General features: G+C 72.7%; 13 protein-coding genes. 10 read left to right on the top strand and 3 right to left on the bottom strand.

The features are described from left to right. Positions 1–341 precede the first annotated feature (341 nt). Positions 342–1,181, bottom strand: coding sequence for a hypothetical protein (locus ACIBA9_RS30630; protein WP_362150383.1), 840 nt, complete (start codon positions 1,179–1,181; stop codon positions 342–344). Between the two features lie 85 nt (positions 1,182–1,266). On the opposite strand from ACIBA9_RS30630, the gene ACIBA9_RS30625 reads away from it, so the two are divergent. The 4 genes from ACIBA9_RS30625 to ilvD all read left to right on the top strand — a co-directional run bounded on the left by ACIBA9_RS30625 (position 1,267) and on the right by ilvD (position 5,781). Continuing rightward, positions 1,267–2,199: a Ppx/GppA phosphatase family protein gene (locus ACIBA9_RS30625; RefSeq protein WP_362150385.1), complete on the top strand. Its 933-nt coding sequence runs from the start codon at positions 1,267–1,269 to the stop codon at positions 2,197–2,199. A gap of 147 nt (positions 2,200–2,346) precedes the next feature. Next, positions 2,347–3,159: a sugar phosphate isomerase/epimerase family protein gene (locus ACIBA9_RS30620; protein WP_399368101.1), complete on the top strand. Its 813-nt coding sequence runs from the start codon at positions 2,347–2,349 to the stop codon at positions 3,157–3,159. Further along, positions 3,156–3,767, top strand: coding sequence for a TetR family transcriptional regulator (locus tag ACIBA9_RS30615; protein ID WP_399368099.1), 612 nt, complete (start codon positions 3,156–3,158; stop codon positions 3,765–3,767). Before ACIBA9_RS30620 ends, ACIBA9_RS30615 begins: the two co-directional genes overlap by 4 nt. Before the next feature lie 160 nt (positions 3,768–3,927). Further along, on the top strand, positions 3,928–5,781 hold the full coding sequence (gene ilvD, locus ACIBA9_RS30610; RefSeq protein WP_399368097.1) for a dihydroxy-acid dehydratase: 1,854 nt from the start codon (positions 3,928–3,930) through the stop codon (positions 5,779–5,781). A gap of 48 nt (positions 5,782–5,829) precedes the next feature. Here the strand turns inward: ilvD and ACIBA9_RS30605 are convergent, their stop codons facing one another. After that, complete coding sequence (locus ACIBA9_RS30605) at positions 5,830–8,118, bottom strand: serine/threonine-protein kinase (RefSeq protein WP_399368095.1); 2,289 nt, start codon at positions 8,116–8,118, stop codon at positions 5,830–5,832. A gap of 175 nt (positions 8,119–8,293) precedes the next feature. On the opposite strand from ACIBA9_RS30605, the gene ACIBA9_RS30600 reads away from it, so the two are divergent. The 6 genes from ACIBA9_RS30600 (at position 8,294) to proC (ending at position 13,088) form a co-directional block, all read left to right on the top strand. Then, positions 8,294–8,614 carry an SH3 domain-containing protein gene (locus ACIBA9_RS30600; RefSeq protein ID WP_399368093.1) on the top strand — a complete coding sequence of 107 codons (321 nt, stop codon included), beginning with the start codon at positions 8,294–8,296 and terminating at the stop codon, positions 8,612–8,614. Between the two features lie 57 nt (positions 8,615–8,671). Beyond that, positions 8,672–9,178, top strand: coding sequence for an EamA/RhaT family transporter (locus ACIBA9_RS30595; RefSeq protein ID WP_399368091.1), 507 nt, complete (start codon positions 8,672–8,674; stop codon positions 9,176–9,178). Positions 9,179–9,665: 487 nt separating this feature from the next. Then, positions 9,666–10,445, top strand: a complete 780-nt coding sequence (locus tag ACIBA9_RS30590) for a class I SAM-dependent methyltransferase (protein ID WP_399368089.1) — start codon at positions 9,666–9,668, stop codon at positions 10,443–10,445. 82 nt (positions 10,446–10,527) lie between these two features. Then, positions 10,528–11,394, top strand: coding sequence for an ABC transporter ATP-binding protein (locus ACIBA9_RS30585; RefSeq protein WP_399368087.1), 867 nt, complete (start codon positions 10,528–10,530; stop codon positions 11,392–11,394). Beyond that, positions 11,391–12,206, top strand: coding sequence for an ABC transporter permease (locus ACIBA9_RS30580; protein ID WP_399368085.1), 816 nt, complete (start codon positions 11,391–11,393; stop codon positions 12,204–12,206). The genes ACIBA9_RS30585 and ACIBA9_RS30580 overlap by 4 nt, the downstream gene beginning before the upstream one ends. A gap of 69 nt (positions 12,207–12,275) precedes the next feature. Continuing rightward, on the top strand, positions 12,276–13,088 hold the full coding sequence (proC, locus tag ACIBA9_RS30575) for a pyrroline-5-carboxylate reductase (RefSeq protein ID WP_362150410.1): 813 nt from the start codon (positions 12,276–12,278) through the stop codon (positions 13,086–13,088). 36 nt (positions 13,089–13,124) lie between these two features. On the opposite strand, the gene trpS is transcribed toward proC, so the two are convergent. Beyond that, on the bottom strand, positions 13,125–14,156 hold the full coding sequence (trpS, locus tag ACIBA9_RS30570; protein ID WP_399368082.1) for a tryptophan--tRNA ligase: 1,032 nt from the start codon (positions 14,154–14,156) through the stop codon (positions 13,125–13,127). Positions 14,157–14,758 lie beyond the last annotated feature (602 nt).

The raw sequence follows: 14,758 nt of genomic DNA, 5'->3' as shown, positions 1-14,758 counted from the left end.
CGCCCCCCCGGGGCGGAGGCCAGGCCAGTCCCCACCCGGGATGCAGGCGCGCCTATCCGGGACGCAGGCGGCGGCGGTCCGCCCGCGACGGAACCCACGGCCGTCGGCCCGCGACGGAACCGACGGCCGTCGGCCCGCGACGGAACCCACGGCCGTCGGCCCCGAGGAACCCGCCGCGGGTCCGCCCACGACGGACCCGCGGCGGCCCCCCAGGGCAGGAGCCATCGGGGCCGTCCGGGTGGAGACCGCGGCGGCCCCCGGGCCGGGAGTCATGGCGGGCCGCCCCGAGGCGGAAGGCCGGCGCACCGTCTCGGATGGCGGGAGTCCGGCCGCCGCCTTCCTCAGGGAGTCGGGTCGGCCGGGTGGGGGGCTACCAGGGGGAGCTGGGATGCCAGGCGCTGTTCGCACAGCTCGACCAGGCGGTCGTAGCCGGCCTTGCCCATCAGTTCGATCAGCTCGGGCCGGTAGGAGACGTACACCGGGTCGCCCGCGCCGTGCGCCGAGGTCGCCGACGTGCACCACCAGTGCAGGTCGTGACCGCCCGGACCCCAGCCCCGGCGGTCGTACTCACCGATGGACACCTGCAGTACGCGCGTGTCGTCCGGCCGGTCGATCCATTCGTACGTCCGCCGCACCGGCAGCTGCCAGCACACGTCCGGCTTGGTCTCCAGCGGCTCCCGGCCCTCCTTCAGGGCGAGGATGTGCAACGAGCAGCCCGCGCCGCCCGCGAACCCGGGCCGGTTCTGGAAGATGCAGGAACCCTCGAAGGGCCGCGTCTGCCGGGAACCGTCCTCGTCCTCGGAGACCCAGCCGCCGCGCGTGCCCTCGTCGAGGTGCTGCCAGATGTCCGGCGTGAGGCGCGCCACGTGCTCGGCGACCCGCTTCTCGTCGTCCTCGTCGGAGAAGTGCGCGCCCAGCGTGCAGCACCCGTCGGCCGCGCGGCCCGCCTGGATGCCCTGGCAGCCACTGCCGAAGATGCAGTTCCAGCGAGAGGTCAGCCAGGTGAGATCGCAGCGGAAGACCTGCTCGTCGTCCGCCGGATCGGGAAACTCCACCCAGGCGCGCGCGAAGTCGAGCCCCTTTTCGTCGCTCACCTTCGACCCCTTGGATGATGTGGCGGTCTTGCGCACCTTGTCCGCCTTGTCTGCTTTCTTGGGGTTCGCCTTTTTCGTCTTTGGCACCCGTCCAGGGTAAGTGGCCCGGGCCCGCACCGCGGACCGAGCACCGCGGACCGAGGACGGACCTTCTGGCAGTAGCGTTCCGTATATGAGACTCGGTGTCCTGGACGTGGGTTCGAACACGGTGCATCTGCTGGTGGTGGACGCCCACCCCGGCGCGCGCCCGCTGCCCGCGCACTCCCACAAGGCCGACCTTCGGCTCGCCCAACTCCTCGACGCCGACGGCGCCATCGACGACGGGGGCATCGACAAGCTGATCGCCGTCGTACGGGACGCCCTCCAGGCCGCCGAGGACAAGGGCGTGCAGGACCTGCTGCCGTTCGCCACCTCCGCCGTCCGCGAGGCCCGCAACGCCGACGAGGTCCTCGCGCGCGTCGAGGCCGAGACGGGCGTACGGCTCCAGGTGCTCACCGGCGAGGAGGAGGCCCGGCTCACCTTCCTCGCGGTCCGCCGCTGGTTCGGCTGGTCCGCCGGAAACCTGCTGGTTCTGGACATCGGCGGCGGCTCGCTCGAGATCGCCTACGGCATGGACGAGGAGCCGGACACCGCCGTCTCCCTGCCCCTCGGCGCCGGCCGGCTCACCGCCGGCTGGCTGCCCGGTGACCCGCCCGACGCCGACGCCGTACGCGCCCTGCGCCGCCACGTCCGCGCCGAGATCGCCCGCACCGTCGGCGAGTTCAGCCGCTCGGGCGCCCCCGACCACGTGGTCGCCACGTCCAAGACCTTCAAGCAGCTGGCCCGCATCGCCGGCGCCGCCCGCAGCGCCGAGGGCCTCTACGTCCAGCGCGAGCTCAAGCGCGAGTCGCTGGAGGCCTGGGTGCCGCGGCTGGCCGGCATGACCACACAGCAGCGCTGCGAACTCCCGGGCGTCTCGGAAGGCAGGGCGAGCCAGCTCCTGGCCGGCGCCCTGGTGGCCGAGGGCGCGATGGACCTGTTCGGCGTGGAGAAGCTGGAGATCTGCCCCTGGGCGCTGCGCGAGGGCGTGATCCTGCGCAGGCTCGACCACATGGGAAACGGCTAGGTGTGCCGTCCGGACAGCACACCTGGCGGCTGCCGCGAGAGGCACCGGGCGGGTGCCGGCGGCGGGCCCGCGCCCGCCCATGGCGAACGTCACAACGGTGCCCGGGGACCCGCCACCCACACCACCCGACCCCGTAAGGTGTCGGACGTGGCTGAACCAAGGGACGTCTCCGTCGCCCTGTCGACAGCCTCCGTATACCCGGAGTCGACCGCGACGGCCTTCGAGATCGCCGCGCGCCTCGGTTACGACGGCGTCGAGGTCATGGTGTGGACCGACCCGGTCAGCCAGGACATCGAGGCGCTGCGCCGCCTGTCCGACTACCACGGCGTTCCGATCCTGGCCGTCCACGCCCCCTGTCTGCTGATCACCCAGCGCGTCTGGTCCACCGACCCCTGGGTCAAGCTCCAGCGGGCCCGCGCGGCCGCCGAGAAGCTGGGCGCCTCCACCGTCGTCGTCCACCCGCCCTTCCGCTGGCAGCGGCAGTACGCCCGGGACTTCGTCGACGGGATCTGGCGGATGGCGGACGAGACGGACGTACGGTTCGCCGTCGAGAACATGTACCCCTGGCGCTACCGCGACCGCGAGATGCTCGCCTACGCCCCCGACTGGGACGTCACCCGGCACGACTACCGGCACTTCACGATCGACCTCAGCCACACGGCCACGGCCCGGACCGACGCCCTGGACATGATCGGGCGCATGGGCGACCGCCTGGGCCACGTCCACCTCGCCGACGGCCGGGGCTCGGGCAAGGACGAGCACCTCGTGCCCGGTCGCGGCAACCAGCCCTGCGCCGAGCTGCTGGAGGGCCTCGTGGGCAGCGGCTTCGACGGTCATGTCGTCATCGAGGTCAACACCCGGCGGGCGATGTCCAGCGCCGAACGCGAGGCCGACCTCGCCGAGGCTCTGGAGTTCACGCGCAAGCACCTCGCCTCGGCGGTACGGGTGCCCCGGCGATGAGCGGGGCGACCGCACGCCGCAGGGGGCGGCCACCGCGCGCCGAATCCGCCGACACCCGCGACCGGATCCTCACCGCCGCCCGCGAGGAGTTCTCCGAACGCGGCTACGACAAGGCCTCCGTACGCGGCATCGCCAAGGCCGCCGGCGTCGACTCCGCCCTCGTCCACCACTACTTCGGCACCAAGGAACAGGTCTTCGCGGCGGCCCTCGAGGTCGCCTTCGCGCCCGCGCTGGACGCGCCGAACGCCCTGGCCGACGGCCCCCTGGACGGCGTCGGGGAGCGGCTGACCCGCTTCATCCTCGGCGTCTGGGAGAACCCCACGACGCGCACACCGCTCCTCGCGATCCTCCGCTCCGCCGTGCACAACGAGACGGCCGCCGCCGTCTTCCGCCGGCTCGTCGCCGACCAGCTGCTACGCCGGGTCGCCGCCCAGGTGGACCTGCCCGACGCGGAACTGCGGGCCGAGCTGGCCGCCGCGCAGCTCGTGGGTACGGCGATGCTGCGGTACGTGATCAGGCTGGAGCCGCTGGCCTCGGCCGACCTGGAGCGGATCATCGCGCGCCTCGCCCCCGTCGTACACCACCACCTGACGGCCGACCCCCTCTGACGGCCGACCACGCCTGACCGATGCGTGCATCCCGCACGCCGCCGGTTCCTGGAACGGTCGTCCCGCATTCCGGACAACCGTGTCCAGCCCTTGGAGCGGCGGCGTACGCTCGTAGAAGTCAGAACTCTCTGGCAGAAGGTCTTCGAAGGAGCGATCGACGATGCCCGAGCTGAGGTCCCGCACAGTCACCCACGGCCGCAACATGGCGGGCGCCCGCGCCCTTATGCGCGCCTCCGGTGTACCCGGTGCGGACATCGGCCGGAAGCCGGTCATCGCCGTCGCGAACTCCTTCACCGAGTTCGTGCCGGGCCACACCCATCTGCAGCCCGTCGGCCGGATCGTCAGCGAGGCGATCAAGGAGGCCGGCGGCATCCCGCGCGAGTTCAACACGATCGCCGTCGACGACGGCATCGCCATGGGCCACGGCGGCATGCTGTACTCCCTGCCCTCCCGCGACCTGATCGCGGACTCGGTGGAGTACATGGTCGAGGCGCACTGCGCCGACGCCCTGGTCTGCATCTCCAACTGCGACAAGATCACGCCGGGCATGCTGATGGCCGCGCTGCGCCTGAACATCCCGACGGTCTTCGTCTCCGGCGGCCCCATGGAGTCCGGCCGGGCCACGCTGGTCGACGGCACGGTGCGCACGCTCGACCTGGTCGACGCGATCTCCGACGCGGTGAACGACAAGATCAGCGACGAGGACATCCTGCGCATCGAGGAGAACGCCTGCCCGACCTGCGGCAGCTGTTCCGGCATGTTCACCGCCAACTCGATGAACTGCCTCACCGAGGCGATCGGCCTGTCCCTGCCCGGCAACGGCTCGGTCCTCGCCACCCACACCGCGCGCAAGCGGCTGTACGTCGACGCGGCCCGCACGGTCATGGACATCACCCGCCGCTACTACGAGCAGGACGACGCCACCGTCCTGCCGCGCAACGTCGCCACCTTCCAGGCCTTCGAGAACGCCATGGCCCTGGACATCGCGATGGGCGGCTCCACCAACACGATCCTGCACCTGCTGGCCGCCGCCCAGGAGGCGGGCGTCACCTTCGGCCTGGAGGAGATCGACGCCGTCTCGCGCCGGGTGCCCTGCCTGGCCAAGGTCGCGCCCAACGTCGCGAAGGACCGCACGTACTACATGGAGGACGTGCACCGCGCCGGCGGCATCCCGGCCCTGCTCGGCGAGCTGCACCGCGCCGGCCTGCTCAACGAGGACGTGCACGCCGTGCACAGCCCGTCGCTGGCGGACTGGCTGAAGACCTGGGACGTCCGCGGCGGCTCCCCGTCCGCCGAGGCCGTCGAGCTGTGGCACGCGGCCCCCGGCTGCGTCCGCTCCGCCGAGGCCTTCTCCCAGTCCGAGCGCTGGGAGGCCCTGGACGACGACGCCGAGGGCGGCTGCATCCGCTCCGCCGAGCACGCCTACTCCAAGGACGGCGGCCTCGCGGTCCTCCGCGGCAACCTCGCCGTCGACGGCTGCGTGGTGAAGACGGCCGGCGTCGACGAGTCGATCTGGACCTTCGAGGGCCCGGCGATCGTCTGCGAGTCCCAGGAGGAGGCCGTCCAGCGGATCCTCACCCAGGAGGTCAAGGACGGCGACGTCGTCGTCATCCGCTACGAGGGCCCCAAGGGCGGCCCCGGTATGCAGGAGATGCTGTACCCGACCTCGTACCTGAAGGGCCGCGGCCTCGGCAAGACCTGCGCGCTGATCACCGACGGCCGCTTCTCCGGCGGCACCTCCGGCCTCTCCATCGGCCACGCCTCCCCGGAGGCGGCCTCCGGCGGCACGATCGCCCTGGTCCAGGACGGCGACCGCATCCGCATCGACATCCCGGGCCGCGCCATCGAGCTGCTCGTCGACGAGGCGGAGCTCGCCCGGCGCGAGCAGGCCCTGGGCGGCGTCTACGCCCCGCGCGCCCGCGACCGCAAGGTCTCCGCCGCCCTGCGGGCCTACGCGGCGATGGCGACCAGCGCGGACAAGGGCGCGGTGCGCGACGTGAGCAAGCTGGGCTGATCCGGACGGTACGGCGGGCCGCTCCTCACGGGGCGGCCCTTCGTCGTCTCACCAGGCGGAGGGGTCCCGGCCGTCCACCGCGAAGACGGAACCGTCGGGCGCCGTACCGTAGACGTGGCCGTCGACGACCAGAGGAGCCGGCAGCGTGCCGGCGACCGTTCCCCAGTCGGCGCCGAGCCGTGGCCGGGTCTGCCCGAGCAGCCGTCCGTCGCGGGCGTCCACGGCGAGCAGCCGCCCGTCGGGCGCGCTGAAGTACACGCGCTCGGCGGTGGCGACCGGGGACGAGCCGCGGCTCACGGCCGTCTCCAGATGCCAGAGCCGCTTTCCCGTGCGCAGGTCGATCGCGTCCAGGGAGCCGCCGGCGGCCAGCAGGTACAGCACGTCCCCGCGTACGGCGGCCTGCGGCGTCGTCAGGGGAACGGGCAGCGCCGTCCGCCGTGCCGTCTTCGTGGCGGGGGAGTAGCGGACCACCGCGTCGGTCGCGGCGGCGGTGATGTCGTCGGACAACAGGACCAGCGATCCGTCCTGGCCGCCGACCGGGCGCAGCGCACCCCGCAGCCGGGCCTGCCAGCGTTCGGCACCGGTACGCGTCTCCACCGTGGTGACCAGCGTGTACGCCCCGTCCGTCGAGGTGGTGGCCGCATGGACCAGCGAGCCGTCGGTGGTGGGGGTCAGCGTCGCCGTACCGTGCGCGGGCAGCCGCCGGTGCCAGGCCTCGTGCCCGGTCCTCGCGTCCACTCCCGTCAGCGTGCCGTCGGCGTCGGTGATCAGGAGCATGCCGCCGGCGATCCGCGTCCCGGTGTCGCCGGCGAGGGCGCGCTGCCAGCGAGGCCGGCCGGACGCCGGATCGAGGGCCAGCACCCGCCGCCCCCCGTCCGCCGGCAGCAACAGGCTGCCGCCCGCCAGGACGGGCATGCCGTTCGCGTCCTTCCCGCCGATCGTGCGCCGCCACAGCCGCGAGCCGTCCGCGAGGCCGAGGGCGTAGGCCGACCCGGACCGCAGACACAGCAGCCGACCGGCGCCCTCCGCGCACTGGGGCATCCCCGATCCCGCCCCTTCGCCGGCCGGGCGTGCCCGCCAGGCGGTGAACGCGGGCGCGGCCGCACGGGCACCGGTGGCCTCCCGCACCGTCGGGCCGTCGTCCCCCCGCGGCCACAGCAGCGCCCCGCACACGCCTCCGGCGATCAGCGCGACGGCCACGGCGGACGCGACGACGACCCGGCCCCGGGAGATCCGACGGCCACGCGCCGAAAACGACCGCGCCGAGAACGACCTGGCCGAGAGCGACCGAGCCGAGAACGACGGCGACGGCATGGGGCCGTGGCCCGTATCCTCCGCCTCGCCGGCCGCCACGACAGCGCCCTCCCACGGCCCCGGCTCGTCCGCTCGCCGCTCCCCCCGCCGCTCCGGGAAGTCCCCCCGCCCCTGTCCCGGTTCCGGGGTGTCGAAGGGCCGTCCGGTCCCCGCGCCGCCCCGCTGCGCCGGTATGAAGGCCTGTGTGTCGTACGAAGCGGCGACCGAGCGCAGCTCCCGCATCAGCTCGTCGGACGTCGGCCGGTCGGCGGGCTCCTTGGCCAGACACCGCCGGACCAGCGGCGCGAGGCTCTCCGGCACGCCCGTCAGCTCGGGTTCGTCGTGCACCACCTGATACGCCACCACGTACGGGCTGTCGGAGTGGAACGGCCCCTGCCCGGTCGCCGCGTGCACCAGCACCGAGCCGAGGGCGAAGATGTCCGCCGCCGGGCCCACCTCCCGTGGCCGCCGGAACTGCTCGGGTGCCATGAACGGCGGCGTGCCGATCAACTTCCCGGTCTCCGTGCGCAGTTCGCTGTCCTTCGGCCGGGAGATCCCGAAGTCGATCACCTTCGGGCCGTCCTCCGCGAGCAGGACGTTGCTCGGCTTGAGGTCCCGGTGCACCACGCCGACCCGGTGGATGTCGCGCAGCGCCTCCGCGAGCCCGGCCATCAGCCGCCGCAACTGCTCGGCGGCCATGGGGCCGTTCCCCTTCACCTCCTCGGAGAGGGTCGGCCCGGGAATGAACAACGTGGCCATCCAGGGCCGTGCCGCCTCCGGATCGGCGTCCACGACCGGCGCGGTGAAGGCACCGCTCACCCGCCGGGCGGCCGCCACCTCCTGCCGGAAACGCCCCCTGAACTCGGGGTCCCTGGCGAACTCGGCGTGCACGACCTTCACCGCGAGCTTCATCCCCGAGGTGCTGCGGGCGAGGTGGACGACGCCCATGCCGCCCGACCCCAGGCGGGACTCCAGACGGTAGTGACCGGCGTATGCGGGGAGTTCCGCTTCCGCGCCCGCCCCGGTGCTGCGCTGTGGCGTCATGGACCGCCCCCCGTGCTCGTCGTCCGCCCGCGACGCACGGAGCCTAGTCGATGGTTCGTACGAGACAGAGGCGGCTTGCTAGCCTCCGCTGCGAGTCGCGCACACGTGTTCCGTGAGCCGCGGCGAGAAATTCGACGGCCCCGGGACAGCCGCGGGCCAAGGGGGGAGAGGTCTCATGTCTGTCGACCGTTCCGAAGCCGTCCTGGGCTTCGACGAGCAGGAGTCCCCGGCGGTGCGGGCCGCCGTGCGCACCTTCGCGGTGGCACCGGGTGTCCGTCTGAACGTCCGCAGCGGTCCCGGCACCCAGTTCGGCATCGTCCGCGTGCTCCCCGAGGGCGCCCGCGTCTCGATCTTCTGCCAGACGCCCGGTACGACCGTCACGGGCCCCTACGGCACTACGAACATCTGGGACAACATCGACAACGGCCAGTTCATCTCCGACTCCTACGTCCAGACCGGCACCGACGGCTACGTCGCCGCGCGCTGCGCCCTCTGAACGCCCCGCCGCCGACCCGGCCGGGGACTCTTCCGCGTCCGGCGCCATAATCGTCCCGTGAGCGACGAAACCGGCACCCCGGACACCCCGGCCGGCTCCACGGGCGGCCCCCGCCCAGAGCCCCTGCGCTTCTTCGGTACCTCCTGGGTCCACCACGACAACGGCTACGGGGCGCGCCGTGCCGGCGTCGCCCTCGGCTCGCTCGTCGCGGCGGCCGTCGCCTGCCTGGTGTTGCGCTTCGCCTACGAGGGCATTCGGATCGCCGGCTCAGGCGCTTTCGTGACCGTGCTGGTCATCGCGATGTTCGCGATCTGCAGCGCGCTCGCCTTCCGCAACACCTGGGAGGGGTTCGGCAAGCGCCACGACCCCCAGCGCCAGGCCTCCCTGCGCGGCCTGCTCGCCATCGGTTTCGTCGGCTCCCTGCTCGCCTACTTCTTCCGGGCCCTCTCCGAGGCCCCCGGCGAGGGGCTGCACCGCCAGGAGTACGAAAACGCCCGCGAGGCGTACGAGCGCCGCACCACCCGTCGCACCGGCGACCCCTCGAAAAAGAAACGCCCCCGCTGACCCACACCGGCGAACACACCCCCGCCCCCGGCCGGTCGCTCCGGCCGGCCCCGGTAACCGCCGGCCACCGGCACCGTCCCGCACCGGCGACCGGTCTCCCGGGTCGGCTTTCGCGATGGGGCATCCGCCGACTCGCCCCCGCCCCCGTTGACCGACACCGGCGAACGCACCCCCCGCACCCGGCCGGTCCCTGCGGCCGGCCTCGGTAACCGCCGGCCGCCGGCACCGTCCCGCACCGGCGACCGTTCACCGGGGTCGGTTCTCGCGATGGCGATGGGGCATCCGCCGCCCCGCCCCGCCCCGCTGACCGACACCGGCCCTCGGGGCACCCGGCGAACACACCCCCGCACCCAGCCGGTCGCTCCGGCCGACCCCGGTATCCGCCGGTCGCCGGCACCGTCCCGCACCGGCAACTGTTCACCCGGGTCGGCTTTCGGGATCGGACATCCGCCGCCCCACCCCCATCCCGCTCCGCCAGCATGGTCGTATGACGACCTCACCGCCGCCCTCGCGCGCCGCCCGCGCCCACTCCTTCAACTCGGCGGCCGCCCAGTACGCCGCCAACCGCCCCTCCTACCCGCCCGCCCTCCTCGACGCCGTCGAGGAAACGGCGGGCCGGTCCCTCGCGGGTGCCAAGGTCGTGGACGTCGGTGCCGGCACCGGTATCGCCACCGCCCTCCTGCACGGGCGCGGCGCGGACGTCCTCGCGGTCGAACCCGGCGCCGGTATGGCCGCCGAGTTCCGCCGCGGACTGCCGCACCTCCCGATCGTCCGGGGCAGCGGAGACGCCCTGCCCGTCGCCGACGCCCACGCCGACTTCGTCACCTACGCCCAGGCCTGGCACTGGACCGACCCCGCCCGCTCGGTCCCGGAGGCGCTGCGTGTGCTGCGGCCCGGCGGCGCGCTCGCGGTGTGGTGGAACACCCACGCCCTGGACGTCGACTGGATCGCCCGGTCCACCGAGCGCACCGCCCGTTTCGTCGGCGTGGACGTCGCCGCGGAACAGGGCAAGGCCGCCGAGCGCACGGACCGGGCCGACCCCACCGGCCGCCTGGACTTCACCCGCCGCACCGTCCGCTGGAGCCGCCGGGTGCCGATCGACACCCACCTGGCCAACCTCGGCAGCCATTCCGCCCTCATCGTGACGCCCGAGGAACGCAGGACGGCCTTCCTGGACGAGGAGCGCGGCCACCTGCTGAAGGTCTTCCCGGACGGCGTCGTCGAGGAGACCTACGACGTCCTCCTGCTGGTCGCCGTCAAGGACTGATCGCGGCCTTCCGCACCACCCCGAGGAGCGGGGAGGGGCATGCCCCTTGACGTGTCCCGCCCCTCCGCAGATTATTCATCACATGATGAATTACGATCCCCCGCCCCCGGCCGCCGCCCCCACGGACACCCCCGACACCGCCGGCGCCACCGCCCCCGCCCTCCCTGCCATCCACGCCGAAGACCTCACCGTCGCGCGCGGACCCCGCACGGTCCTGCGCCACCTCCGCTTCACCGTCCCGCGCGGCCGGATCACCGGTCTGCTCGGCCCCTCCGGGTGCGGCAAATCGACCCTCATGCGCTCCGTCGTCGGCACCCAGGCCAAGGTCACCGGCACCCTCAACGTGTTCGAGCACCCGGCCGGCCACCCCGCCCTGCGCAACCGCGTCGGCTACGTCACCCAGGCCCCCTCCGTCTACGGCGACCTGACCGTCCGCCAGAACCTCGACTACTTCGCCGCGATCCTCGACCCCGGCCGAGCCGCCGCCGAGCGCCGCCGGCACCACGTCACCCAGGCCATCGCCGACGTCGACCTCACCCGCCACACCGACGCCCTGGCCGGCAGGCTCTCCGGTGGTCAGCGCAGCCGCGTCTCCCTGGCCGTCGCCCTCCTCGGCACCCCCGAACTCCTCGTCCTGGACGAGCCGACCGTCGGCCTCGACCCCGTCCTGCGCCGCGACCTGTGGAACCTCTTCCACGACCTCGCCGCCACCCGCGGCACCACCCTCCTCGTCTCCTCCCACGTCATGGACGAGGCCGAGCGCTGCCACCGACTCCTCCTCATGCGCGAGGGCGAGATCCTCGCCGGGGGCACCAACCCGCCGGAGGCCGGGGGAGACACCCCGGACGCCCTGCGCGCCCGCACCGGCACCGACACCGTCGAGGCCGCCTTCCTGCACCTCGTCGACCAGGCCGAGGCGGCCGGCCGCACCAAGGAGAGCACCCGATGAGCACGACGAGCCCGACGCCCTCCGCGCACACCCCCGAGCACGCTCCCGCGCCGACCCCCGCGCCCAGCCGCGCCTTCAGCGCCGCCCGCACCAGCGCCACGGCCGCCCGGGTCCTGCGCCAGCTCCGCCACGACCCGCGCACCATCGCGCTGATGATCGTCGTGCCGTGTCTGATGCTGATCCTGCTGCGCTACGTCTTCGACGCCAGCCCCCGCACCTTCGACGACATCGGCGCCTCCCTGCTCGGGATCTTCCCGCTGATCACGATGTTCCTGGTCACCTCCATCGCCACCCTGCGCGAACGCACCTCCGGCACTCTGGAGCGCCTCCTCGCCCTGCCCCTCGGCAAGGCCGACGTCATCGCCGGCTACGCCCTCGCCTTCGGCGCCCTCGCCATGGTCCAGTCGGCCCTCGCCACCGGACTCTCGGTCTGGCTGCTCGGCCTCGACGTCACCGGCTCCCCCTGGCTGCTGCTCCTCGTCGCCCTCCTCGACGCACTGCTCGGCACCGCCCTCGGACTTTTCGTCTCGGCCTTCGCGGCCTCCGAGTTCCAGGCGGTCCAGTTCATGCCCGCGGTCCTCTTCCCCCAACTCCTCCTCTGCGGTCTGTTCACACCCCGCTCCGACATGCATCCCGTCCTCACGTCGATCTCCGACGTCCTGCCGATGTCGTACGCCGTGGACGGTATGAACGAGGTCCTGCACCACGCCGACATGACCACGGCCTTCGTCCGCGACGTCCTGATCGTGGCGGGCTGCGCGCTGCTGGTCCTGGGACTGGGCGCGGCCACCCTCAGGCGCCGCACCGCGTAGCCGCGCCCGGGTCGTTCCGCCTGCCGGACAACCGCCCCCACCCGCCAGAGCCGGTGCGAGGATGACCCCATGAGCCAGAAAGTCGCAGTCCTCGGCACCGGCAAGATCGGCGAAGCCCTGCTCAGCGGAATGATCCGGGCCGGCTGGGCCCCCGCCGACCTCCTGGTCACGGCCCGCCGCCCGGAACGCGCCGAAGAACTCCGCACCCGCCACGGAGTCACCCCGGTCACCAACACCGAGGCCGCCAAGACCGCCGACACCCTGATCCTCACGGTCAAGCCGCAGGACATGGGCACGCTGCTGGACGAACTCGCCCCGCACGTCCCCGCCGACCGCCTGGTCATCAGCGGCGCCGCCGGCATCCCCACCTCCTTCTTCGAGGAGCGCCTCGCCGCCGGCACCCCGGTCGTCCGCGTCATGACCAACACCCCCGCCCTCGTCGACGAGGCCATGTCGGTCATCTCCGCGGGCAGCCACGCCACCGCCGACCACCTGGCCACCGCCGAGGACATCTTCGGCGCCGTCGGCAAGACGCTGCGCGTGCCCGAGAGCCAGCAGGACGCCTGCACCGCCTTGTCCGGCTCCGGCCCGGCGTACTTCTTCTACCTGGTCGAAGCCATGACCGACGCCGGCATCCTGCTCGGCCTGCCCCGCGACAAGGCGCACGACCTCATCGTCCAGTCCGCCATCGGCGCCGCCGTGATGCTCCGCGACAGCGGCGAGCACCCCGTCAGGCTCCGGGAGAACGTCACCTCCCCGGCCGGTACGACGATCAACGCCATCCGCGAACTGGAGAACCACGGCGTACGGGCCGCCCTCATCGCCGCCCTGGAAGCCGCCCGCGACCGCAGCCGCGAGCTGGCCACCGGCAAGAAGGACTGAGAGCGCGCCCCCGCCCCGAACACTCCTACCGGTGACCTAACGGCCGCCCGCCGCGCCCGACGCCGTATCGAACACCGGCGGCAGCAACCCGATCGCCCGGAACGCGGTATCGACGGTCGGCCGAGCCATCGCCCGCGCCTTCTCCGCACCGTCCCGCAGCACCCCCTCCACATACGCGGGATCCGCGCACAGGTCACGATGCCGCTCCCGCACCGGCCGGAGCGCCTCCACCACGGCCTCCGCGGTGTCCTTCTTCAGGGCGCCGTACGAGTCGTAGTCACCGGCCAGCACCTCGGGGCTGCCATCCGTGCACGCCGCGAGGATCTCCAGCAGGTTCGCCACTCCCGGCCGCGCCTCCCGGTCGTACTCGACGTCCCGGCCGCTGTCGGTCACGGCACGCATGACCTTCCTGCGCACCACGTCCGGCTCGTCGAGCAGATAGACGATCCCCGGCCCGGAGTCCTCCGACTTCCCCATCTTCGACGTCGGGTCCTGCAGGTTCATCACCCGCGCCGCGACACCCGGACGGGTCGCCTTCGGCACCACGAACGTGTGTCCGTAGCGCTGGTTGAAGCGCACCGCCAGATCCCGGGCCAGCTCCACGTGCTGCACCTGGTCGTCCCCGACCGGCACCTCGTCGGTGCCGAAGGCCAGGATGTCCGCCGCCATCAGTACCGGATAGGTCAGCAGCGACAGCCGTACGCTCCCCCCGCGCTCCCGCTCCCGCGCGGACTTCTCCTTGTACTGGATCATCCGCCGCGTCTCGCCGTCGGTCGCCACGCATTCCAGCAGGTACGACAGCCTGGTGTGCTCGTCGACATGGCTCTGCAGGTACACGGTGCACACCTCTGGGTCCAGCCCCGCCGCCAGCAGCAGCGTCGCCGCCTGCCGACTGAGCCTGCGCACCCGCGCCGGATCGTGGTCCACGGTCAGCGCGTGCAGATCCACGATGCAGAACAGCGAGTCGGCCCGGTGCTGGTCCACCTCCGCCCAGCGCCGCATGGCACCCAGGTAGTTCCCGAGGGTCACGTGCCCGGTCGGCTTGATCCCGCTGAAGACCCGCGTCATCTCCACTCCACCTCCTGATCGGGACCGCCGCTCCTGCGGCCGGCCCCCGGAGTCCCGGAGGAGATACGAGAACGGCCGCCGAGGCGGCGGCCGTTGAGTACATACGTGTGTACGGCCGCCGTCAGGCGGCCCACCACAGCTGGGTGCACGTACGCGATGTCATGCCGGCCAGCGTACGCCTCCGGGACGGCCTCGGGGGGTGAGTTGACACGTCCAGTGCGGATCCGTAGTGTTCTCCGAGTTGTCCGACGTGAGCGCCGACTCCGGTCGGTCCCCGGACAGCCATTCCGCAGGTACCACTCAACTCTCGACACTCCGGTGGCGACAGTATTGACGTGCGTATTTGCGAAATGAGGAATCCGTGTTCGAAAGAACGCGGGCCCCGATTAGCTCGGGGGCCGGGAATCCGCTAAAGTCTCACTCGTCGGAACGGCCGAAGGGCCGGGAAGACAAACCCCGCTGACTGGGAGTCAGACGCCGAAAGGGTCTGATAGAGTCGGAACCGCAGGAAAGGGAAACGCGAAAGCGGGAACCTGGAAAGCACCGAGGAAATCGGATCGAGAAAAGATCTGATAGAGTCGGAAACACCGAAGGGAAGCCCG

It is taken from the genome of Streptomyces sp. NPDC051452, from assembly GCF_044454765.1.
Lineage (GTDB): Bacteria > Actinomycetota > Actinomycetes > Streptomycetales > Streptomycetaceae > Streptomyces.
Note: the sequence above shows the minus strand (reverse complement) of the source record. Positions and strands in the feature narration are given on the sequence as shown.